Source organism: Spiroplasma phoeniceum P40 (assembly GCF_003339775.1).
Taxonomy (GTDB): domain Bacteria; phylum Bacillota_I; class Bacilli_A; order Mycoplasmatales; family Mycoplasmataceae; genus Spiroplasma; species Spiroplasma phoeniceum.
Window position 1 is genome coordinate 1,089,123 of the sequence record NZ_CP031088.1, and the last position, 23,703, is coordinate 1,112,825.

Annotated in this window: 20 protein-coding genes, 3 rRNA genes and 3 pseudogenes; 15 read left to right on the forward strand and 11 right to left on the reverse strand. The window is 28.9% G+C overall.

What is annotated here, in order from left to right; translation table 4 throughout:
• Positions 1-97: 97 nt before the first annotated feature.
• Complete coding sequence (locus SDAV_RS06800) at positions 98-442, reverse strand: hypothetical protein (protein ID WP_114565009.1); 345 nt, start codon at positions 440-442, stop codon at positions 98-100.
• On the opposite strand from SDAV_RS06800, the gene SDAV_RS12660 reads away from it, so the two are divergent.
• Complete coding sequence (locus tag SDAV_RS12660) at positions 431-733, forward strand: DDE-type integrase/transposase/recombinase (protein WP_222611537.1); 303 nt, start codon at positions 431-433, stop codon at positions 731-733. The genes SDAV_RS06800 and SDAV_RS12660 overlap by 12 nt on opposite strands.
• Before the next feature lie 376 nt (positions 734-1,109).
• Here the strand turns inward: SDAV_RS12660 and SDAV_RS06810 are convergent, their stop codons facing one another.
• The 5 genes from SDAV_RS06810 to SDAV_RS12070 all read right to left on the reverse strand — a co-directional run bounded on the left by SDAV_RS06810 (position 1,110) and on the right by SDAV_RS12070 (position 6,966).
• Positions 1,110-1,358 carry a lipoprotein gene (locus tag SDAV_RS06810; protein ID WP_114565010.1) on the reverse strand — a complete coding sequence of 83 codons (249 nt, stop codon included), beginning with the start codon at positions 1,356-1,358 and terminating at the stop codon, positions 1,110-1,112.
• Between the two features lie 119 nt (positions 1,359-1,477).
• Positions 1,478-1,584, reverse strand: a 5S ribosomal RNA gene (rrf, locus tag SDAV_RS06815).
• 72 nt (positions 1,585-1,656) lie between these two features.
• Positions 1,657-4,574, reverse strand: a 23S ribosomal RNA gene (locus SDAV_RS06820).
• A gap of 272 nt (positions 4,575-4,846) precedes the next feature.
• Positions 4,847-6,365, reverse strand: a 16S ribosomal RNA gene (locus tag SDAV_RS06825).
• The 16S, 23S and 5S rRNA genes sit together here, the layout of an rRNA operon.
• Positions 6,366-6,822: 457 nt before the next feature.
• Positions 6,823-6,966 carry a hypothetical protein gene (locus tag SDAV_RS12070; protein WP_186823341.1) on the reverse strand — a complete coding sequence of 48 codons (144 nt, stop codon included), beginning with the start codon at positions 6,964-6,966 and terminating at the stop codon, positions 6,823-6,825.
• 272 nt (positions 6,967-7,238) lie between these two features.
• Between SDAV_RS12070 and SDAV_RS06830 the strand changes: the two genes are divergently transcribed.
• The 3 genes and pseudogenes from SDAV_RS06830 to SDAV_RS06840 all read left to right on the forward strand — a co-directional run bounded on the left by SDAV_RS06830 (position 7,239) and on the right by SDAV_RS06840 (position 8,408).
• Positions 7,239-7,388: a hypothetical protein gene (locus tag SDAV_RS06830; RefSeq protein ID WP_083436084.1), complete on the forward strand. Its 150-nt coding sequence runs from the start codon at positions 7,239-7,241 to the stop codon at positions 7,386-7,388.
• 121 nt (positions 7,389-7,509) lie between these two features.
• Positions 7,510-7,638 (forward strand): hypothetical protein, encoded by a 129-nt coding sequence (locus tag SDAV_RS14085; protein WP_281268779.1) that lies wholly within the window; start codon positions 7,510-7,512, stop codon positions 7,636-7,638.
• A 312-nt stretch (positions 7,639-7,950) separates the two neighbouring features.
• Positions 7,951-8,408, forward strand: a pseudogene (locus tag SDAV_RS06840) (DUF3627 domain-containing protein).
• A 146-nt stretch (positions 8,409-8,554) separates the two neighbouring features.
• Here SDAV_RS06840 and SDAV_RS06850 read toward each other — a convergent pair.
• Complete coding sequence (locus SDAV_RS06850) at positions 8,555-8,644, reverse strand: DUF2649 family protein (protein ID WP_245938318.1); 90 nt, start codon at positions 8,642-8,644, stop codon at positions 8,555-8,557.
• A 119-nt stretch (positions 8,645-8,763) separates the two neighbouring features.
• Here SDAV_RS06850 and SDAV_RS06855 point away from each other — a divergent pair.
• Positions 8,764-9,348: pseudogene (locus tag SDAV_RS06855) on the forward strand (hypothetical protein); the annotation flags it as partial.
• A 773-nt stretch (positions 9,349-10,121) separates the two neighbouring features.
• Positions 10,122-10,661 (forward strand): hypothetical protein, encoded by a 540-nt coding sequence (locus tag SDAV_RS06865; protein ID WP_245938320.1) that lies wholly within the window; start codon positions 10,122-10,124, stop codon positions 10,659-10,661.
• 113 nt (positions 10,662-10,774) lie between these two features.
• On the opposite strand, the gene SDAV_RS06870 is transcribed toward SDAV_RS06865, so the two are convergent.
• Together SDAV_RS06870 and SDAV_RS06875 are read right to left on the reverse strand one after the other, a co-directional pair.
• Positions 10,775-12,271 carry a hypothetical protein gene (locus SDAV_RS06870; RefSeq protein ID WP_114565012.1) on the reverse strand — a complete coding sequence of 499 codons (1,497 nt, stop codon included), beginning with the start codon at positions 12,269-12,271 and terminating at the stop codon, positions 10,775-10,777.
• 8 nt (positions 12,272-12,279) lie between these two features.
• On the reverse strand, positions 12,280-15,942 hold the full coding sequence (locus tag SDAV_RS06875) for an AAA domain-containing protein (protein ID WP_114565013.1): 3,663 nt from the start codon (positions 15,940-15,942) through the stop codon (positions 12,280-12,282).
• A gap of 207 nt (positions 15,943-16,149) precedes the next feature.
• Here SDAV_RS06875 and SDAV_RS06880 point away from each other — a divergent pair, with 207 nt between their 5' ends.
• Positions 16,150-16,674: a hypothetical protein gene (locus tag SDAV_RS06880; protein WP_114565014.1), complete on the forward strand. Its 525-nt coding sequence runs from the start codon at positions 16,150-16,152 to the stop codon at positions 16,672-16,674.
• A gap of 71 nt (positions 16,675-16,745) precedes the next feature.
• Here SDAV_RS06880 and SDAV_RS06885 read toward each other — a convergent pair whose 3' ends face one another.
• Both SDAV_RS06885 and SDAV_RS06890 read right to left on the reverse strand, forming a co-directional pair.
• Positions 16,746-17,345 (reverse strand): hypothetical protein, encoded by a 600-nt coding sequence (locus SDAV_RS06885; protein WP_114565015.1) that lies wholly within the window; start codon positions 17,343-17,345, stop codon positions 16,746-16,748.
• A gap of 222 nt (positions 17,346-17,567) precedes the next feature.
• Positions 17,568-17,945 carry a hypothetical protein gene (locus SDAV_RS06890; RefSeq protein ID WP_151202514.1) on the reverse strand — a complete coding sequence of 126 codons (378 nt, stop codon included), beginning with the start codon at positions 17,943-17,945 and terminating at the stop codon, positions 17,568-17,570.
• Between the two features lie 311 nt (positions 17,946-18,256).
• Between SDAV_RS06890 and SDAV_RS06895 the strand changes: the two genes are divergently transcribed.
• The 8 genes and pseudogenes from SDAV_RS06895 to SDAV_RS06930 all read left to right on the forward strand — a co-directional run bounded on the left by SDAV_RS06895 (position 18,257) and on the right by SDAV_RS06930 (position 23,695).
• Positions 18,257-18,406: a hypothetical protein gene (locus tag SDAV_RS06895; RefSeq protein WP_083436084.1), complete on the forward strand. Its 150-nt coding sequence runs from the start codon at positions 18,257-18,259 to the stop codon at positions 18,404-18,406.
• Complete coding sequence (locus SDAV_RS06900) at positions 18,406-18,657, forward strand: hypothetical protein (RefSeq protein ID WP_071937632.1); 252 nt, start codon at positions 18,406-18,408, stop codon at positions 18,655-18,657. Before SDAV_RS06895 ends, SDAV_RS06900 begins: the two co-directional genes overlap by 1 nt.
• 372 nt (positions 18,658-19,029) lie before the next feature.
• The gene (locus tag SDAV_RS06905; RefSeq protein ID WP_114565017.1) at positions 19,030-19,479 is read left to right on the forward strand and encodes a DUF3627 domain-containing protein; all 450 of its coding nucleotides are present in this window, start codon (positions 19,030-19,032) and stop codon (positions 19,477-19,479) included.
• A gap of 152 nt (positions 19,480-19,631) precedes the next feature.
• On the forward strand, positions 19,632-19,835 hold the full coding sequence (locus SDAV_RS06910) for a DUF2649 family protein (protein ID WP_071937782.1): 204 nt from the start codon (positions 19,632-19,634) through the stop codon (positions 19,833-19,835).
• A gap of 194 nt (positions 19,836-20,029) precedes the next feature.
• Positions 20,030-21,043 carry a hypothetical protein gene (locus SDAV_RS06915; RefSeq protein ID WP_114565018.1) on the forward strand — a complete coding sequence of 338 codons (1,014 nt, stop codon included), beginning with the start codon at positions 20,030-20,032 and terminating at the stop codon, positions 21,041-21,043.
• Positions 21,036-21,413 (forward strand): hypothetical protein, encoded by a 378-nt coding sequence (locus tag SDAV_RS06920; protein WP_114565019.1) that lies wholly within the window; start codon positions 21,036-21,038, stop codon positions 21,411-21,413. Before SDAV_RS06915 ends, SDAV_RS06920 begins: the two co-directional genes overlap by 8 nt.
• Positions 21,413-21,649 (forward strand): hypothetical protein, encoded by a 237-nt coding sequence (locus tag SDAV_RS06925; protein ID WP_015967964.1) that lies wholly within the window; start codon positions 21,413-21,415, stop codon positions 21,647-21,649. The genes SDAV_RS06920 and SDAV_RS06925 overlap by 1 nt, the downstream gene beginning before the upstream one ends.
• A gap of 11 nt (positions 21,650-21,660) precedes the next feature.
• Positions 21,661-23,695, forward strand: a pseudogene (locus SDAV_RS06930) (spiroplasma phage ORF1-like family protein).
• Positions 23,696-23,703: the final 8 nt, after the last annotated feature.

Below are 23,703 nucleotides of genomic sequence, written 5' to 3' on the forward strand. Positions count from 1 at the left end.
AATATATTGAACAAAGCTTAACTTTAATATTGCTATATCGTTCAATATTTGTTGGTTCATATTTTAATGTAAAATGCATAAACATACGGTAGTTTCCTTAAAAATATTTAACTCAAAAATCATTAATTAAATCTCAATCACTTCAAATTTGATTAACTAACATCAAAAGAAATACCTCTGTTTCAATTGATGAATCAATCGTCATAGAATCCAATAGTTTAGTTTTTACATCATGGATAAATTTATTCTTTTTATCATTTTCGTTGGTAAAGCTAATATTATTAGCAGTTCCTCATAAATTTTTAATTTCTTTTCATAAGTTAGGTTTAGTTTTAATAATAATATCAAATTTTTCTTCATTCGGTAGGACATCAGTTATAATTTGATAAACTTTTATTTCATTCTGAAATGCAATAACTGGCTGCTTTGTTTGTATTATCATTGTTGAATTGTACAGATGGACGCTAAATATTTTGTACCAAGTAAATTTCCAGTTGATAAAAAGTATTATGTTTATGATTTTATTGATGAAAAAACAAGATTAGTATTAGGATATATTTATGATAAATTAAGTACTGATAATGCTATTGATGCTGTTAAAAAAGCAATTAGTGATTTTAAAAATATATTTGGTATTAGAATAATACGGAATAGAACTGATAACGGTTCTGAATTTATTAATAGTTATCGGAATAATCAAAAAATTAGTGTTAAAAAAACTAATTTTACTTAATTTTATCAAACAACACCGGTTCGTTCTCCACAGTCAAACGGTAAGATTGAAAGATTTCATCAAAATTATACTAAATTATTTGTATTTTAAGAAAAAATATTAAATGTTGTTAGTTTACAGAATAAATTAAATGATTATTATTATTTTTATAATTTTGAAAGAGTTCATAAGTCTTTAAATTTTCAGATACCATTTAACTTTTTGAATAGTTTAATTAAATAATTTTAAATTATTAAGTTTTTGTATTTAAACTAATTTTTAGTTTGTTTAATTTTATATTTTTTATTTATTTATTTTATGATATTTTTATAATTATAAATAAATATTTTTATTATTTTTGTTATTTTCTTGTAATCTTTAAAATTTCTGTGGTATACTAAAATATTTCATAAAAATCAGTAAATACAGGATAATTTTTAATGGCTGAAATAATATTATCTTGATTAGAATTACTATTTCCTGAATTATCAATTAAATCTTGGGCTAATGAAATATCATTAACTTTATTTTCTGAGTAATTTTTATCTTTTGATGTAATAACATCATTATCTTTACAAGCAACAGCGCTACTTGTTCCTGAACTAACTAAAGTTACTGCACTTAAGATATTTAAAACTTTTTTCATATATGTTGTTTTCCTTTCTTAATAATTTATAGTGGTTGTGAGATGTTTTTCATTATAACATATTTGTAAAATACTAAGAAAGTAAAAATATTTTAAAAAAAGGTCAAAACCTTTTTTCAACCTGGCACTGACCTATTTTCACCTTGCGGCTATCGTCGGCGTAATAGTGCTTAACTTCCGTGTTCGGGATGGGAACGGGTGTGTCCACTATGCCATAAGCACCAGATTATATCTGAGGGAAATTATCCGCTCAAAACTAGATAATAAACTGTCTAAAATTTGTAAATAAGCTCTCGCTTTTTTGAAGTCCTCGACCTATTAGTATTGGTTAGCTGAACACGTCGCCGTGCTTACACATCCAACCTATCAACCTTGTCGTCTTCAAGGGGTCTTACTCCATAAAGGATGGGAAATCTCATCTTAAAGTATGCTTCTCGCTTAGATGCCTTCAGCGATTATCATTTCCACACATAGCTAACCAGCTGTGCCACTGGCGTGACAACTGGAGCACCAGAGGTGTGTCCATCCCGGTCCTCTCGTACTAGGGACAGATCTCTTCAAATTTCCTACGCCCACAACAGATAGGGACCAAACTGTCTCACGACGTTCTGAACCCAGCTCGCGTACCGCTTTAATGGGCGAACAGCCCAACCCTTGGAACCAACTTCAGCTCCAGGATGCGATGAGCCGACATCGAGGTGCCAAACCTCCCCGTCGATGTGAACTCTTGGGGGAGATCAGCCTGTTATCCCCAGGGTAACTTTTATCCGTTGAGCGACGGCCCTTCCACACGGGACCGCCGGATCACTAAGCCCAGCTTTCGCTCCTGTTCGACTTGTAAGTCTCACAGTCAAGCACCCTTCTACCTTTGCGCTCTATGTATGATTTCCGACCATACTGAGGGTACCTTTGGGCGCCTCCGTTACATTTTAGGAGGCGACCGCCCCAGTCAAACTACCCACCTGACACTGTCTCTGATCTGGCTTACAGATCTAGGTTAGGATTCCGACATAACAAGGGTGGTATTCCAAGGATGACTCCACAACAACTGGCGTTACTGCTTCAAAGTCTCCCACCTATCCTATACATGCTATATCAAAACCCAATATCAAGCTATAGTAAAGCTCCATGGGGTCTTTCCGTCTAGTTGCGGGTAACCTGCATCTTCACAGGTACTAAAATTTCACCGAGTCTGCAGCCGAGACAGCGAAGGGATCATTACGCCTTTCGTGCGGGTCAGAACTTACCTGACAAGGAATTTCGCTACCTTAGGACCGTTATAGTTACGGCCGCCGTTCACTGGGGCTTCGGTTCAAAGCTTCGCTAATGCTAACTAATCCCCTTAACCTTCCAGCACTGGGCAGGCGTCACCCCCTATACGTCGTCTTACGACTTTGCAGAGAGCTGTGTTTTTGCTAAACAGTTGCCCCTTCCTCTTCACTGCGGCTCATATTACTATGAGCACCCCTTCTCGCTAACTTACGGGGTTATTTTGCAGAGTTCCTTAGCTACAGTTATCTCGCTTGCCTTAGGATTCTCTCCTTGACCACGTGTGTTCGTTCTAGGTACAGGCACCATATAAATAGTACTAGAAGCTTTTCTTGGAAGCATGGAGTCATATACTTCGCTACTAGGCGAACCGTTCGCTCCTCATCACACTTCAAGGTTATGCAAGGCGGATTTGCCAACCTTACCCTCTTTGTGCTTAACCCGGAATCCAATAACCGGGATATACTATCCTTCTCCGTCACTCCATCGCTCTATATGGTGGTACAGGAATATCAACCTGTTGTCCATCGACTACGCCTTTCGGCCTCGCCTTAGGTCCTGACTAACCCTGGGTGGACGAACCTTGCCCAGGAAACCTTGGTCAAACGGCATGAGGGATTCTCACCCTCAAACGTTACTCATGCCGGCATTCTCACTTCTAACCAGTCCAGCAGTCCTCACGGTCTACCTTCATCCCTGTTAGAACGCTCCCCTACCGCCCTGTATATTGTATATAAATACAAAACCCATAGCTTCGGTATTATGCTTAGCCCCGGTACATTTTCGGCGCAAAGTTACTCGACTAGTGAGCTGTTACGCACTCTTTAAAGGGTGGCTGCTTCTAAGCCAACCTCCTAGCTGTCTAAGCGACTTCACATCCTTACACACTTAGCATAAATTTTGGGACCTTAGCTGATGATCTGGGCTGTTTCCCTTACGTGCATGGACCTTATCACCCATGTACTGACTGCCGAGTATACAAAATTGGCATTCGGAGTTTAATTGCATTCAGTACCCCTAGGTGGGGCCATCATACATTTAGTGCTCTACCTCCAACTTGCTAACCTCGACGCTAGCCCTAAAGCTATATCGGGGAGAACCAGCTATCTCCAGGTTCGATTGGAATTTCACCCCTAGCCACAAGTCATCCGCGGTCTTTTCAACGAACGTCGGTTCGGTCCTCCATTAAGTTTTACCTCAACTTCAACCTGCTCATGGCTAGATCACCTGGTTTCGGGTCTATGACAACATACTAAACGCCCTATTAAGGCTCGCTTTCACTACGGCTCCGTATTTTCTACTTAACCTTGCATGCTATCATAACTCGCCGGCTCATTCTACAAAAGGCACGCCGTCACCCATTAACGGGCTCCGACTTCTTGTAGGCATATGGTTTCAGGTACTCTTTCACTCCCCTCCCGGGGTGCTTTTCACCTTTCCCTCACGGTACTGGTTCACTATCGGTGAATAGGTAGTATTTAGCCTTACGCGGTGGTCCGCGTTGATTCCGACAAGATTTCACGTGTCTCGCCGTACTCAGGATACCATTTCGAGTCTTGTCTATTTCATATACGGGGCTATCACCCTCTGTGGCATGGTTTCCCAACCATTTCTACTATAAACAAGTTTTGTAACTCTACTATTATGGTCCTACAACCCCAGATAAATCTGGTTTGGGCTGTTCCCCGTTCGCTCGCCGCTACTAAGAGAATCGCTTTCGCTTTCTTTTCCTCTAGGTACTAAGATGTTTCAATTCCCTAGGTATACCTTCACTATAACTATTTATTCATTATAGGATTATGAGAGATTAATCTCACCGGGTTTCCCCATTCGGACATGTCCGGATCAAAGCTTACTTCCAGCTCCCCGAACCTTATCGCAGGTAGTCACGTCCTTCATCGTCTCCTATTCCCAAGGCATTCACCATACGCCCTTTGTAACTTCAAAGTTTTATAAATTATTTGACCTGATTTTAAATCAGTTTTTGAGAATCATTTACAAATATAACTGTGAAATTTTAGTTATTTTTTAAAAATAACAGAAATTTTGAATTATTGTTATTTTAATTACTTGATTAAAATAACTAGATGTCTATTATCCAGTTTTCAAAGAACAATTCTAATAACATTTACTTGTTATTGTCAGAGAAACTAATCTCTGAAAACTAAACATAACGGTCATTAAAACTAGTTAATTACTATAAAGTATTAACTCCATAGAAAGGAGGTGATCCATCCGCACGTTCTCGTACGGATACCTTGTTACGACTTCACCCTAATCATCAATCCTACCTTGGGCGGCTTCCTCCTTGCGGTTAGAATACCGACTTCTGGTATTATCAACTCTCATGGTGTGACGGGCGGTGTGTACAAGACCCGAGAACGTATTCACCGCGACATTGCTGATTCGCGATTACTAGCGATTCCGACTTCATGAGGGCGAGTTGCAGCCCTCAATCCGAACTGAGATCGGCTTTTTCAGATTAGCTCCCTCTTACGAGATTGCAACTGTTTGTACCGACCATTGTAGCACGTGTGTAGCCCAAGACATAAGGGGCATGATGATTTGACGTCATCCCCACCTTCCTCTAGCTTACACTAGCAGTACCGTTAGAGTATCTCAACTTAATGGAGTAACTAACGGAAAGGGTTGCGCTCGTTACTGGACTTAACCAAACACCTCACGGCACGAGCTGACGACAACCATGCACCACCTGTCTCAATGTTAACCTCCACTGTATTTCTACAGCTTTGCACTGGATGTCAAGCCTTGGTAAGGTTCTTCGCGTTGCTTCGAATTAAACCACATGCTCCACCGCTTGTGCGGGTCCCCGTCAATTCCTTTGAGTTTCACTCTTGCGAGCATACTACTCAGGCGGAGTACTTAATGCGTTAGCTGCAGCACCGAACTTAGTCCGACACTTAGTACTCATCGTTTACGGCGTAGACTACTAGGGTATCTAATCCTATTTGCTCCCTACGCTTTCGTGCCTAAACGTCAGTGATAGGCCAGTCGACCGCCTTCGCCACTGGTGTTCCTCCATATATCTACGCATTTCACCGCTACACATGGAATTCCATCGACCTCTCCTACACTCTAGCTTAACAGTTTTCAAGGCGAACTGGAGTTAAGCTCCAGGATTTGACCCCAAACTTGTTAAACCGTCTGCGCACGCTTTACGCCCAATAAATCCGGATAACGCTTGCCACCTATGTATTACCGCGACTGCTGGCACATAGTTAGTCGTGGCTTTCTGGTAAGGTACCGTCAAATAAGTATCATTTCCTATACTTACTGTTCTTCCCTTACAACAGACCTTTACAATCCGAAGACCGTCTTCAGTCACGCGGCATTGCTCCATCAGGCTTTCGCCCATTGTGAAAAATTCCCTACTGCTGCCTCCCGTAGGAGTTCGGGCCGTGTCTCAGTCCCGATGTGGCCGATCAACCTCTCAGTTCGGCTACGTATCATTGTCTTGGTAGGCCATTACCCCACCAACTAACTAATACGCCGCATCCTCATCCATTAGTGATCCAAACGGACCTTTTAACATTCTCTGATTCCAGAAAATGTCGTATGCGGTATTAGCAGTCGTTTCCAACTGTTATCCCCGCTAATGGGTAGATTAGATACGTGTTACTCACCCGTTCGCCACTGGGTGCAAGCACCCCGTTCGACTTGCATGTATTAGGCATGCCGCCAGCGTTCATCCTGAGCCAGGATCAAACTCTCATTAAAAATATCGTTTTTGTTCCTAGCTTTAATGACGGATATTCATTGATTAAATGATTATCTTTTGTTGTTATGTTTAGTTTTCAAAGATCGTTCTTGTGTCAGCAAAACACGTTTAAGACCATACAAAATTATGCGTTTATTGTCAATAAATTTTGACTCTTTTTTTCATATTTTTAGTATTGTTTTTGATGATGTAAGTAAGTATTTTATTTACAATTAAGTAATAAATTACTACCAACTGACACCTTTATAAGTATATAAAATCCTCATTTTTTTGCAAGTGTTTTTAGCAAAAATATTAATTTTTTTTATAAAAAAATAATTACTTAAAAAGACCTTATTTTAACCTCTTTTTCTTGAAATTATTGTTTTCCTTGCTATTAAATTTTAATTTATTTATATAAAAAGCCACTTCAAAAGAAATGGCTAATTGGTATTAAGTTAATAATATTAAGTAATGTTAGTTAAAACTGCTTAAATATGTAACACGGTCAGCAATTATATCGTTATAATAATTTTCCTCGTCAAAATTATTGGAACGAAATGATTGAATTCGCTCTTTAAAAGCAATAATTGCTTTATCACGTAAACTAATATTTTGCATTTTGTAATCGAAGTGCAACAAATCAACTTTGAAAGGAGTTGATTTTTTAATGGAAAGAAAACATTATTTTATTTTGCGGTCCTTAGTAATTAAGTATGGAAAAGATATTGTTATTAATACTGTAAATAAAATAGTAATTAATAATGTAAAAGAAAATGAATAAATTATCCGCGTAATTTATTAGCGGTAATTTATTCAATATAGTTTATTTTGAGCGTAGCGAACACGCAGAGCGTGACGCGATATTTAAAAATTTTGAAAGGAGATATATTATGCCAACTTGATTAACGACAATATTTAGTGTTGTTATTATATTAGGGATTTTTGCTTGAATTGGTTTATCAATTTATCAAAAAATTAAACAAATTCGAGGAAAGAAAAAAGAAAAAAAAGAAATTGAAAGAAAGGAGAGTAATAAATAATGTTAGGTATGTATTTAACAACAGCGTTTAATTTTTTAACAGCACCTACACCTAAAACTATGACTGAGGGTATGACTGGTATTTGAACTGGTTTATCTAGTGCATAATGAAAAGTTAAAGAATGTATAACAAATATTTTACCTGAGATAATGGTTTTTTAGGTGATGCGTGAATTATTTTAATTCCGTTTGCAGTTTTTTTGATTATTAAAGTATTAAACTTTTTCCGTGTTATGGTTAAAGGATTTTAATATTTATTATTTATCATGTATTTTAACTGTGGCACACTAGTTTTTATATGTAATTTGATTAAATAATATCAACTTAAAACTTATGATTTTATATTTTAATAACTATTGTTAAAAATTAAATAGTATTTTTCAGTGTACCAATTTTTATTATTTTATTTAACAATGTTTATTAACAGTGTTTATTAAGCATTAAATAAACAATATATTAGCATTATCTATAACATTGTTAATAATCATTTTTTATTACAATTAAAAAAAATTATATAAACATTAAATATAACAATGTTTATTAAACAAATATTTAGTTAGGAGATGATAAAATTGAGTAATTTTGTTAAGAAAAATCAGAATGTAGAAAATTATTTTATTAGTAAGGAATTTATCCCTTTTACAACAGATAAAGCAAGTTTTATTAATTTACCCAATCATAATCGTCATATTGGGTTTTGATTGAGTAATAAGTTTATTTATCCGAGTGAAAAACATTCGGATCAAGTAGGAATTGGTTTGATTTATGATAATTCTTATCCTATTATATAAAGTATGATGAAAATTTAAAGGGAAATATTTGAAAATATTTAACTGGAACAGCCTTAATCAATTTATATAATCAATATAAACAAAATTATTTTACTAAAATGAAAAAAGCTTTATTTTTAAGTGAACCTCAAAAAGTAAAAATAAATAATAATAATAATAATAATAATTTAATAAATTTAAGTTTTGAAAAAGAACAAGAATTAATTAATGATTTAGAAAGTTTAAATTAAATGATTTTATATGATTATTGAGTTCAATTTGTTATTTATATTATTGGTGCAAATGCCCCTGATTTTTTATATGTTATATCGTTTGTGTTATTTATCGTTTTGTTTTTTGGAATGTTTTTTAAACTTATTCAAAAAATGTGGAGTTTTTAAAAATGCAAAATGATTGAATTTAAATATTCATTTTGAGTTAAATTTCAAGTTGTAATAGTTTCAACATTTGTTTTATCTATAAACAAAAAGACATGAATAAAAAACTCTTTTAATTAACTTTAATGGTTGGTATTTGAATTGTTATTTTGTTCTTAACTTGATTTTTCTTGTGAATGGTTTTTAAGATAGTTGAGTATTTTAAATAATGAAAAAGTTTATTTTTTTTTTTTTTTTTAATAACTATTGTTATATTAGTGGTTCAATGCTTTTGTTTTGTTTGGTTAATTTATTATTTTGGATAATTTCTTTGTATTGTGTTGGTTTAGTATTTTGAATATTATTTGCTTTGCAATGTGTATATTTTGTGTGATGATTGTGAAAAAATATTTTTTATCAGTTAAACGCTTTTCTGTTAGTAAATTTTGTTTGAGATATGAAATTATTGACAGATAAAATTTATAGTAATTATCCGTTAGAAGATGATAAAGTTAAAGTTTTAACATTTAAAAATTTAGATTTTACCTATCGAACAAAACCAGCCCCACCCGATGATAGTGTTATTTTATTTGATGAAAGTTATTTGTATATTGATGGAACTAGTCCTCACGATGAGAAAAAAGTTCATAGTGGTAAAATACCGTGAATTGTTTTAGCGAGACATTTTGGACATCGTGCGTTGTTTACTGTTCAGCGTGAGGGTATGATTTGAAACAATATTCGCCAGTTAGCAAGTGGAATTATTATTCCAATTTCATTGAAAAAACCTGTTGCTAAGAAAGGATTTCATTTTTTAATTGCTCTAAAAACATTAGTTTCTTTATCATTTGGTAATATTCCTAAATTTTGTTTTATAATTACCTTTTCTAGTGGAATTTGTGGTTCAAGATGTGAACAATTACTAGGTCCTGGTTCAGATGAACTATCAGTTTGTTTTTGTAAAATTGAATTTAGTTCTTGTGGCTCATTAATTCCTGCTTTTTTATTAACAATAGATTCTATTTAATTACTTTCATCAAGTCTTTGTTCATTCTCATCTGATGTATTTGTTGTAACTGAATTAGCTGCCAAATTATTACAAAATTCAGAAAACTGTGTTGGAGAAAACTGCTCAGATGAAATTAATGATATTTCATCATCAGAAACATCATTATTGTTTTCATCTTGGTCCTCTTGTAATACATCATAATTGATAGTTGTTTATCTTTTTATAATGTTTTTCTCTAACAAATTCTTTGTTTGCAAAAAAGTCATATTATTATTTCTAAAATTCATAAATCTAATCATCCACAAAGTTTTTTCATCTTTTATGTTCAATTCCTTTCTTGATGTTGCCATTTTAAATTAAAATAGATATTTTAATAAACATAATAATTTCATATTTCCTCAATATTTTGTTTAAAAATTAATTTCATATCTATAATTGTACTAGATTTTTTAATCTAAATTTAAAAATATATTATTATTAAATTAATAGGTTTATTTCACTTGCATTTACAACTTACAATCATAAAAAACATTTTGAGCTTAAAATATTTATTAAAAAAATAAAATTTAACTATTTTATTGAACAAAAAAAATAATAAAAAAAATATTCTGGGAACATTATTAGGTATTTTAGGTTCGTTAGGATTTATAAGCAGCGGAGCAACTAGTGCAGCTGCAACAGTTATTCCAACTGGAAAATATATTATTCAAGCTAATGCATCATCGATGATTGATCTTGATACGAGAGAAGTATCAGGAATTCTTAATGATAATTCAACATGAATTGTAACAATTGATAAAGCAATTTATGCTGGTGAAAAATTAACTAGTGATGTAATTGCTGATGCAATAATTACTTTAGAAGAAGCAGCAAGTTCAACAGCTGAAATTTTATTAAGTAATGAAGCAATGACAGTAGCAGCTGAAGCGTTATCAGTACCAACCGCGATAGAGGGTGGAATTCTTGCTGGGTCATTAGGAACAGCTGCTGAAACTTTAGAAATCTCATTATCAATTGGAGCAGCTATTTATGGTGGTTATTATGCTTACTCACACTGAAATGATATTAAACATTTTACTAGTGAATCATTAAAAACAGTAGAAAGCTATATGACATAGGCCAATAATTACTTTAAAAAAGTATGACAATTTGTAGATAAAATGTTATAAAATAAGGTTTTTCTAAATATTTAATTAAAAAAGTGCTATTAAGATTAACTTAATAGCACTTTTTAACTAATTGTCTCTTCGAAAATAGTTTGAATATTATTTAATAAGTTTCCTTTAATATATGTTAATTCATTATCTAATAAATGACAACTAGTTTTAACATCATATCATAGGACATGGTCATTAATTGTTGTTTTTTTAAAGTTAATTTTATTAATATTTTCTTTTAATAATTCTAATAGTTTATCACTTTCCAAATGATCAATAATTAAATTAATTGCTTGTTGATTTGAAGTAAATTTATATCCTTCAAAAAAGTTAATAAAATTCATTGCATATTCTTCTTTTCATTTTGGGTTTGTTGAAAAAATATAATCTTTAAATTCAAATAAATGCATTTTTTGATTAAATGATCAATAAAAAGCTTTAATTTGACTAATAACTTCTGGAATAATTTGTAATTTTTTTTCATTAACATTAAAAATTGAACTTAAAAATTGCATAAATAAATTAAGAATAATTTTTTCAGCAGCTGTTTTAACTTCTTTATGATATTTATCAAGGTTCTTTTGAATTAAAGGAACATCATAAAATAAATTATAATCAATTAAAAAGGCATACTTAATCCGGTTTCGTAAATAATTATCATACAAAGCTTGATAAATTTTTTTATTCACAATTACATTACTATAATAATTTGTAATTAATTTATCATTAATTGGTAAAGCTAATAAATAATCAATAAAAAACTTATTCAACCCTTGGTACTGAAACGGCATAATTTGATGATATGATAAAAAATATTTTCGATATTGACTAATACTCATTTTTCGTCAAATTGCTTCAGAACTAGTTGGATTAGAAAAATCAAATGTTAACTTTTCTGATTTAACAGTTGTTCATTCCGAAGGTTCTTCGTCAATTGGTTCAGGGTCATCTTTTAAAATAATATTTCGTTTTGTTGGGTCAATATAATTATCGTCATCATTTGTCATAATATGTTGTTTGTTAAATTTAAAATATTTTTCTTCATTAGAAGAATTATTAACTATTAAATCAGGAATATCATGTAAAGCAATTACAGGTTTTTTCTTTTCATTTTTAATTGGATATAATAACTGAATAAAATTGAGATACCGGTCTGGGAAAGATAGACTACTAAAATCAATTGTTTTGCGTTGTGATGTTGCTTTTGCTGTTGGTTCAAATTTTTCTTTTTGTTCAAAATTAGAACTTAACTTCGCAATTGACTTTGTTGAAGGCGACACAGATGGTTCAACTATGTCTTCTTTTTCTTGTTCTTGTCGACTAAATGATTCTAATGTTTCATTACCAACATAATGATATCCGCGGAGAAAAATAACCCGGTTATCTTTTAATAATGTAATAAATTGATTTGCCTGGTCAGAAGTTACGGTTGGAAAATAAGTATGAATTAAATTTAATAATTCTGCTTTAATAATCCTATTACCATTTTTTGGTAAATATGTTTTAAATAAATATATTTCTAAATCCTTAAGATTTTTCATTTTTTTAATTTTAGTTAAATCAAATTTCATAAGGCCTCCTATTTACCAATAATTTTTTGGACAATCCTATTAATAATATCTGCTTGGTAATTTTTAAATAACCAATTACTATGTAAAATTGCTTCAATTTTTCATCCGCGGTCAACCAAATACTTTTGACGATAAAAATCATATTCTTTTTGTTCAACCCCAATTGGATATGTTAAATCATCACAAATAATGCCTAATACATAATGGTCCTTTTTCTGATCATATACTGTAACATCAATTTGATAAGTTCCTTGCACTGTATATGTTGCAATTTGATAACGTTCATAACCACTTAAGGCTGCTGTTAAAGCAGTGGCAACTTCTGTTGTAAATTGTCGGTTAATTTTAGAAATTTGCTGTTCTTGGTCATAGCTTTTTGCTGTTGTTAACTTTGCTAATACTTTGTCTTCTTGATCTTTACCACGGTTTAATTGTTCAACATATTCCAAATAATATTTAAAGTACCGCGGACCAGGATGTTTTGAATCTTCTGAAATTAATGCTGATGGAAATGACTTAACAATATAAATTTTTTCTTTAGCCCGCGTAATTGCTACATTTAAGCGATTCTCACCACCTGTTTGCGATAAAGGACCAAAAAATTGTGCAAATTTATTATTTTCATCTCGGGCAAAACCAATTGAAAAAATAATAATATCACGTTCATCACCTTGAATATTTTCAAGATTTTTAACAAATAATCCTTCATTACGGCCATTATGCATTCGATGTAATTCTTGTTCTAATGCTGGTGTTTTTTCAAATTCCTCAGTTAAATATTCTCAAATTAAGTTTTTTTGCACTTCATTAAAAGTAACAACCCCTATTGTTTCTTGTTGTTTTCGAGTTGTAATAATTTCTTTTAGTAACATAACAATTCGTTTTGCTTCAGGAATATTCCCGCGGTTTTTTCATACCCCATCGGGAACATCAATTAATTTTAATGGAAAATCTTTTTTTGTCTTATTTGAAATCATAATTAAATTATTATCATAGAAAGCAGCATTTGAAAAATTAATTAATTCACTATACTTTGACCGGTAATGGAATCGTAAAATACTAGAATTATATTGCTTACTAGCAAAATCAAGTAAACTCTTATCAGTTAAGGTTGTTTCAAGGGCTAATAATTCTTCGTTTTGTTCTAATCCATCATAATCAAACCGGGATGAAAAGAAATTTGTTGGTCCTAATTGTTTTTTATCCCCAGCAACTAAAATTCGTTCTGCCCGATAAATAATTGGAATTGCGCGCTCAACAAAAATTTGTGATGCTTCATCAAAAATTAATTGGTCAAATTCTTGATGATTTAATGGTAATAATTGCGAGGCAATATCTGGAGTTACCATAATAACAGGAAATAAAATTTTAATTAATTCATAATTATTTTTAAAAAAATAAGTAATTGACCGTTTTGTTTTCTTTCGACATTCGTCAATAATTTTAGGCAATGTTTCAATATAATTTGCTTTAATAACATCCCGAATTTGTTGATGGTATAAATAAGTTAAATATTCCGTTGTATTAACCATTGATTGATTGCTTAATTTAGTTAGTTCTTCTCGTCAATTTAAAGTTCCAACTTTTAATAACTCAGCATGTTCTGATTGAAAACAATGAACAAAATAATGTTGATAAATTAATGGCATATCTGCTTCAGTTTTAACAACAGTTCCTAAGTAAGCATATAAGTCATAATTTTTGTCTTCCCGACGAAGACGATCATTTTGGTCAATCAATTCTAAACGATTAACAAAATAATCAATATTTTTAAATTCCTTTGTTAATGCATCAATTAAAGCTGCTTCCTCAATTTTAAATAAATTAAATTTATTTTCATCAACACTATTAATCGTATAACTAACAATATTATTTTTTAATACATTAAATATTAAAGCTAAAAATTTATGTGGTTTTAAACCTTCTGCTTTTTTTAACATTTTTTTAAATTCTTTTGCTCGAAAACGATGATAAATTTCTGCAAAATGCGGAAAATCATTAAACAATGCTAAAAATTTTTGAACTATCATTATATTTTGATACATTCGATAACAATGACGATAATAATCTTCATATTCTAATTCAAAATAATAAAATTGACTTAATAATTCAAAATCTAATGATAATGGATGGTCCTTAACATTATTTAAAAATTGTAAATAATCTTGATAAGTATTTTGGAGCGCAAAAATTTTATATTTCTTAATATTATCAAATAACTGATCCATTTTAGTTAGATACATTGCACTTTCTACTTCTGGATATAATTGATTAATATTATTAATACTATCTAAAATTTTTTGATAAAAACTCTCTTTTTCTTCTAAGTTAGTAATCATTAAACAATAATTTTGAATTTTTTTCATATTATTATAAACAACTTTAATTGCATCTTGTTTTTCCGCACAAAATAGAACACGTTCCCCACGACATAAATTATTAACAATTAAATTACTAATTGTTTGAGATTTTCCTGTTCCAGGTGGTCCTTGAATAATTGTATTTTTTTCTAATGCTTTCTTAATGGCCACTTTTTGGGAAATATCATAATTGTTAATTGCCATTACTGTTCTTTCATTTAATTCTTCTTGATATCGCAGTTGGTTTTCTGCTCAATCCTCCTCAATATTATATTCATTTTGAAACATTTGACTAACAAAATGATCAGAAACTTTCTCTAAATCACAATAATCACGATATAACGTTGTTGATGAAATATTATACATTCCAAGATAACAATCAAAAACTAATCCTAAATTATTAACTTGATAATTATTAATTAAATATTTATCAAAGTTATCAACAATATTAGAAGATAATTGCTCATTTTGTTTGTAGTAATTTAAATTGTATAAATAATTTATTTTATCTTCATTTTTAATCTTAAATCCTAATGTTTTTAAATCAGTAATTGCTTTTTGAAAAATATCATCTGTTAAAGTTAGGGAATCAAAACTAAATTCTGCAACATTATAATTACTATCTTTAATTTGACTTAAGCGAATTGCTGAATTTAATAAAATTTCATCATGTTTTGTTGCTAAAACAATTTTAGTTTTTGTGCGACTAAGTTCATTAAGTGGTCACAATAATAATGGCGCACGAAAAACTTTTTGTGATTGTGTTAGTCCTTCAATGTATGGTCAACCAATATATAATGGATTAATGTTTCGTTCAAAGTAATATAATTTAGCATCTTGTAAAATTCGTGTAAATTTATTAAAAATTTTTGTTGTTTCTTCACTAATAATTTTTTCTAATTTTAATAAGCTTTCCTCACTAACTTTTTTTCCATCTTTCTTAACAAACAATGTAAAAATAAATTCAAGAATTTTTGAATAATGCAAAATGGGGTACTTATTAAATGCATGTTGCTTTAAGTGTGAAACAAATTCTGCATCATTTTTACTTTTATTAATAATTCCTCCAACGTAACCACAAATTTCCCTAATTGTTTCTCCAGATAATTTAGTAATAATAAGATTTTCTTTCTTATTAATATTTTTTCAAACTTTTTCTGGGTCTTGGTTTGATAAAAATAATAAGTCTAAGAAATTAATAATATTTTTACTTTTTGTGTTAATTTTGGTTAAAAAAATGTCTCCCACTGATTTATCATTTAATAGTCGTTTTTTATACTCACTTAAAATCGTTAGAATATTTTTTTTCATAGTCTTTCTCTTCCTATTAATATTAATTAATATTAGCACATTTGTTAAAAGTTGTAAATTATTGTAGAAAGGCAAATGTATTAAAAATAAAATTTTATGAAATAAATTTAGTTAAAAACTACAATAATTTTCAAAAATAGTATATGATTGAAGTAGTGTATGACTAATTTATTTAGTAGATAACATTACATTGATGAGGATAATAGTATGAACGCTATTAATCAATTATTAAATACATTAGAAAATTATGGCAGTATTACGGGAACTAATATTGTTAAAATTCAAACATTACAAAAAAATTACACCATTAAAGATAATTGTTATTTAGTTCAAAAGAAACAAAATTCAAATGAATATGTCTTTTTTGCTAACGCGAAAATATTACCTTGATGAAATTATGAATATGATAATGATCAAAACTTAAAAATTATGAAAAATAACAAGGAAATTATTGAAACAATTCCTAAAGAAAGATATTTATCATTCAAAAATGATAAAGATGCAATAACTAGTAGTCAAATAGTAATTCCGTTGCCGTTAGCAAAACCATTATCAGTACATGAACTAATTGATGATTATGCTTCAGAACGTATTATTCGAACTTTTATTACTGCTTCAGTTCCATTAGAAATTGCTGAAAAAATTACAATAAAAAATACTGAAGCAATTAAAACTAACAGTGAAAATGAACAAATTTGAAGTTTTTCACAAAATATTAATGAAGCAAAATAAAATGATATTAGAATTAATGCTAATATCATTTTATTGTCATTGTTTTTAAACAATCTATTTGTTATTGAACTTTATTTATCTAATTCAGATTCTTGTTCGTGTTGATTTGTTTGTTGTTGATCCAAATTGTTTAATTGCTCATTAATTGATTTTAATTGTGCTTTATTTAAATCTGTTAAATTTGGTTTTCGAGCAATTGGTGGTTTTCCTTGCCCATTAATGCCATTTACTTGTGGTTCTTTTGAATCTACTTTTCGTAAATTATTTTTCATTTTCATAATCTCTTGTTGAAAAAGACTTGGTGGCGCTGGTGGCGCTTCTTTTGGTCTTTGCATTTTATTTTGCATTCCATCAACTTTTGCTCGTGGTTCCACACGATAACTTTCTGTGCTCCCTGGGATTGGTGGCGCTGGACGATGTGGTTTTAATGGTTGCAAATTTTCATAAATTGGTTCAATATCTTTTGTGATAATTTCTTTTAAAACTTCCCGATATTGGTTATCTTTAATATGATTTCCAATTGTTTCACTCATTGCATTAGCAAATTCTGATGAAACTTGGGCTGCTTCTTTACTACTAAAACCAAGTTTTTTTAAAAATGAATTAAATGACTTTTTAACTGATTTATAAGCTGATTTTAATTTATTTTTTGCTTTTGAAGTAATTCCCATTTTATTTACTTCCTTTTTTTAGTTTTTAATTGGTTATGTTTTATAAACAATTAAAGTAATTTATTTTAAAAATATTATTAATATTTTTAAAACCATATACGATATTAAAAATAACATATTTAATTAAATTTAGCAAGGATTATTTTTAAATAAGCAAATAATAATTTAATAAAAATAAAATGATATAAGATTTAATTCTCATATCATTTTTAATATTGACAATTAATCATAAGATAAAATTATTTGATTTCCAACTGGTAACCACATTGCGCCACCAATTCAAGTTCCAAAACTACGACCATATTGATATAACAATAATTGTAAATATCATGTTCAGTCTTCCCCTATATAATATGTGAAACCAACTTTTTGCTTAATTTCAATCCCAGTGATACTACTTACTTTCTCATATTTATTAAAAAGATAGAAATTAGCATATTCTTTGACATCCTTTAACGTTGTCGCATGCTTATATTGAAAATTATAACGGGGGTTAACCTTATTATGCATTAAAAAGTTGTCAAAATTTTTACCATAATATCTTGTATTGCCTCAACTAGCTGAAGTGGGTTTTGTATATGGTGTAGAAACCACACACATTTTGTATTTTTGGTTTTTACAGTTTTGGAAAGTAAATTTTTTTATTTTTTTTAATTGAGGAGTTGAAATTATGTAAACAAAGCAATATTTTATTTTGCGGTCCCTAGTGAAAAAGTATGGTAAAGATAATGTTATTAATACTATTAATAAGATTGCAAAAGATATTGAAATTAAAAAGTAAAAGAATAAATTATTCCGCGTAATTTATTAGCGGATAATTTATTCAGTAGTGTTTTTAATGGAGCGAAGCGACAACGAGCGGAGCGAGTTTGCAAATTTCAATTTTTTAGTTTTTAGAAAGGAGATGTATTATGCCAACTTGATTAACGACAATATTTAGTGTTGTTATTATATTAGGGATTTTTGCTTGAATTGGTTTATCAATTTATCAAAAAATTAAACAAATTCGAGGAAAGAAAAAAGAAAAAAAAGAAATTGAAAGAAAGGAGAGTAATAAATAATGTTAGGTATGTATTTAACAACAGCGTTTAATTTTTTAACAGCACCTACACCTAAAACTATGACTGAGGGTATGACTGGGATTTGAACGGGTTTGACTAGTGCATTATGAAAAGTTAAAGAAGGTATAACAAATATTTTACCTGAGATAATGGTTTTCTTAGGTGAAGCGTGAATTATATTAATTCCATTTGCTATATTTTGTATTATTAAAATCTTAAACTTTTTCCGTGTTATGGTTAAAGGATTTTAATATTTATTATAATCGATTATATCTTAGTTAAGGCACACTAGGAAGTTTTAGTGAAATAATTGTTTTAATTGGTGATACCATTCATGATAATCAAAAAATAGATGGTATCACATTTGTAAAAAATGAATTTATTAAATAGAAAAATGAACTTATTATATTTACTATTAAAGTTCTTAATAGTTATTTTCAGTGTGCCAATTTTTATTATTTTTATATTTAACAATGTTTATTAACATTGTTTATTAAACATTAAATAAACAATATATTAGCATTATGTATAACATTGTTAATAATCAGTGTTTATTGCAATAAATAAACATTATATAAACATTATTTATAACATTGTTTATTAAACAAATATTTAGTTAGGAGATGATAAAATTGAGTAATTTTGTTAAGAAAAATCAGAATGTAGAAAATTATTTTATTAGTAAGGAATTTATCCCTTTTACAACAGATAAAGCAAGTTTTATTAATTTACCTAATCATAATCGTCATATTGGTTTTTGGTTGAGTAATAAGTTTATTTATTCGAGTGAAAAATATTCGGAACAAGTAGCAATCGGTTTGATTTATGATAATTCTTACCCTATTGTAAAATATGATGAAAATTTAAAGCGAAATATTTGAAAATATTTAACTGGAACAGAATTAATCAATTTATATAATCAATATAAACAAAATTATTTTACTAAAATGAAAAAAGCTTTATTTTTAAGTGAACCTAAAAAAGTAAAAGCAAATAATAACAATAATAATTTAACAAATTGAAGTATTGAAAAAGAACAAGAATTAATTAATGATTTGAAAGACTTAAATTAAATGAGTTTATATGATTATTGAGTTCAATTTGTTAGTTATATTATTGGTGCAAATGCCCCTGAGTTTTTATATGTTATATCCTTTGTGTTATTTGTTGTTTTATTTTTTGGAATGTTTTTTAAACTTATTCAAAAAATATGGAGTTTTTAAAAATGCAAAATGATTGAATTAAATTAAAAGAGTTTTTTATTCATATATTTTTGTTTATAGATAAAACGAATGTTGAAAGTATTACAATGTGGAATTTAACGCAAAATGAATATTTAACTTTGATGGTTGGTGTTTGAGTTGTGATTTTGTTTTTAACTTGGTTTTTCTTGTGAATGGTTTTTAAAATAGTTAGTTATTTTAAATAATTAAATTTTGTTATTATTATGGTTTTCTCTCCCCACAAAATTTTAAAATTTTTTTTGAATATAATATATATTTTCATTACGAATGCAGTAATTATTAATATAAATAATGTTGTAAAAAAATATTTCTTTTTGATTTGTGTGGAGAGAAAACCATAATAATACTAGTTTAATTATAAATAACTATTGGAGGTAAAATGAAAAAATTTATATTTTTCTTTAAAAACTATTGTTATATTAGTGGTTCAATGCTTTTGTTTAGTTTAATTGATTTATTACTTTGGATAATTTCTTTGTATTGTGTTGGTTTAGTATTTTGAATATTATTTGCTTTGCAGTGTGTTTATTTTGTGTGATGATTGTGAAAAAATATTTTTTATCAGTTAAATGCTTTTCGGTTAGTGAATTTTGTTTGAGATAATCCGTTATCGGTAATTATTGGTAAGTTAGGAACTGGTAAAACATTACTTTTAACTTATTTGTCGCAAACTATGAAATTATTGACAGATGAAATTTATAGTAATTATCCGTTAGAAGATGATAAAGTTAAAGTTTTAACATTTAAAAATTTAGATTTTACCGATCGAACAAAACCAGTCCCACCCGATGATAGTGTTATTTTATTTGATGAAAGTTATTTGTATATTGATGGAACTAGTCCTCACGATGAGAAAAAAGTTCATAGTGGTAAAATACCGTGAATTGTTTTAGCGAGACATTTTGGACATCGTGCGTTGTTTACTGCTCAGCGTGAGGGTATGATTTGAAATAATATTCGCCAGTTAGCAAGTGGGATTATTATTCCAATTTCATTGAGAAAACCCGTTGCTAAAAAAGGATTTAATTTTTTTAATCGTTTCTTTATTATGCGAATTGGGATTTTTCAAGATATAACGGATTATGAAATTTGAAAAACAAAATCAGTAGAGCGAACAGTAGAAGGTAAAAGAGCAAAACATAAGTCGGATGTTGGGTTAGGAATTCGGTTTTTTAAAATAATGATTCCCCTTGAATTCGCTAATAAGTATGATAGTGAATGGTTAAAGTTTGTGCGTGATTTAAAGAATGATGAAATTGTTAATGAAAAATTTTATTATTGATCGGAAACTACAAAATTAAGTGTTAAAGAACGATTGGAGTTATTTGATATTGATATTTTGAAAAAGAATTTAAAACCTAAAAAAGAGAAAGGAAATAGTAAAGATGATTAATTTATTAGTTGAAAATAATAATAGTAATTGAGACAAGATTTTTAGTTTTGTTTTTGATATATTTTTGTTTATTTTTGATGTAATTTGAAATACAAAATTACCGATGACAAATACGTCAATTGCTTATTTTTTAATCTTTTTTATGGTTATTAAGTTATCTATTTATGCAATTCACGGGACATCAGCACAATATAATAATTTAGGTTCGACAGTTAATAATGGTGTTTCGCAAGTATATTCGTCAACTGTACGAAAAGGTATTAATGTTGGTAAAAATGTTTATCAAAATAGTAATAAGCAGCAAGTTAAACGAGAAATTAAGCGTCAAAATGTTAGACAACAAGCAAAATTTAAAAGAGGTGTTAAGTAATGATTAAATTAGTTTTATTGGTAGCGGCAATCGCGATATTTGGTACTGGTTTTATTACAGTTATTATTAATCAATTTACATCAGCAAAAAATATTATTATGGATTTATATAATTCTGATACTTGGTTGATTTGATTATTTGGTAGAATGGCAGTTTTGTTTAGTCATCCGTTAATGTTAACAATATCGAGTTTATATATTGTTGGGTTTATTGTTTCAAAAACATTGTATAGTTAGGAGTTAAGTTTATGAAAAAATCGTTATCTTTATTTGCCATATTTATTTTAACTTTTTGTAAAGGTATTAATGAAACTGATTTTATTAATACAATGTTTTTACGCAGTAGTTTTTTTGAAAATTGGTCGGAAACAAATTATTTTATTAATCCAACTTTAAAAACATCAAAAAATTTATTGTTTAATGATAAATGGTATTTAGATTTTTTACAAGATAGTTATTCCACGGGAGTTGTTTATGATAAACCTAATGAAATATTTTTGAATTATTATCGACAATGACATAGTTTAAAAAATCAGTTTATGGTTGAAAAATTTTATGATGTTAAAAAAGAGAATTTTTTGAATGATTTAACTGATTTTATTTATGCCTTTGCTGTAAAATATAAGATGTTTGATGTATCGAAAAAAATTATGGAGAATGTTGATCGTTATAAAGAAAATCATTATCCAAGAGTTAAGTTAAACCAAGATAATTGAAAATTAGTCGATAATAAAGATGAAGAAAAAAATCGTAATAAAATTTATATTGGAATTTGAGAAAATGGATCAAATTATAAAATTATTAATTGAAAAGCAAATCCAGCACAACCTAAATGACCCTTATATCATTTTGAAATTGTTTATCGTTGAGATGGTGTGGGTGAACCGCAAATTCCAACTATTAATCCTAATACTGGTGAAATTATTGACTGAAATAGTTATCAACAAACTCGCGTAAAAGAATTTATTAGTTTATCTTTATATTCTGTTTTGCAAGAAAATATTAGAGTTCAGCAAGGTGGTAGTGCGGATTATAAAAATCCGAATAAGGTTGAAACAAAGCGGATAATTTTTGATTTTGAGACGGTTGATGAGTTTGATGTTAAAAATATTAAAAAAGCAATTTATCGGATGATTTTGACTGTTGATGAAGCAAATTTAATTATTTCTGGTAGTTTAGAGTTAAATAATATTAATAATGATGATTTAAGTTTTAATTTTAGTTTTATCCGAACGGGAATGGGTGAAGTTTTTAATTTTAATGGTTCAATTTATTCATCATTAAATAGTAAAGATTTAAAGTATTATCAACAGTTTAGCGGTCAGTTTTATTTATCTAAGTTTTTACAGTCTTTTTTTGCAAGTGCTTTGGTGCCAGTGTTTCAAAATCGTAGTTCGTTTATTGAAAATGGATATATTGATAATTTACAATATGATACTGTTTTAGTTAACTTTTTTGCGTTGAAATTACAAAATTTTAATAATATTTTGTTGAGTGAAAATATTAACGATAAATTACAATTTGATAAATTATTAAATAGTATGTTTAAGATTTCACAAAAATTTTATACTAATTATTTACGTACGATTTTTGATTTAGAGAATAACACTTATGTTCAAGGTTATAATAAAAAATATGGTTTGTTAGTAAATAATGGTTTTAAAATTTACCCACGATATTTTTATTTTTCGGATAAATATAAGCAATTAGATATTAAATTATATTCAGCATTTAAAAATCGGTTTTATACGATTAATAATTATGGTAGTGTTTTTAATTATGATTTTTCGGTTGCTAATAATTATGATATTAAGTTAAATTCGGGTTATGTTTTTGGCGGTAATTTACAAAATAAATATGGTTTGCAATATAAAAAAATTGAAGAACAAAAAATCGGTTATAATGTTTTTGAATTGCAAGCACAAAAAGAGAATGATATGTACCGATATTATGATTTTAATTTTGGGATTTATAATTGACAAGAAATTAATAATGGTGGGTTTGTTCCCCGATAAACAATGATTTCAAGTGCAATATATAACTCCTAAAGGTTGATGAGATTTTGGTGCTCATATTAAAAATGCGGTGATTTGAATTGTCAACACTATTCCTGGTGTTAAACAAGTTAATGAATTAGCGAGTGGTGTTGGTAAGGTTTTTGAAACAGTATATAGTTTTTTTAGTCAAATATTTGAGGTATGAAAATTTAATCCAGCATTGTATAGTACAATAACAAATATCTTTTTATTAATTATCTTTATGAAATTTGTGCGATTAATATAAAAAAGGAA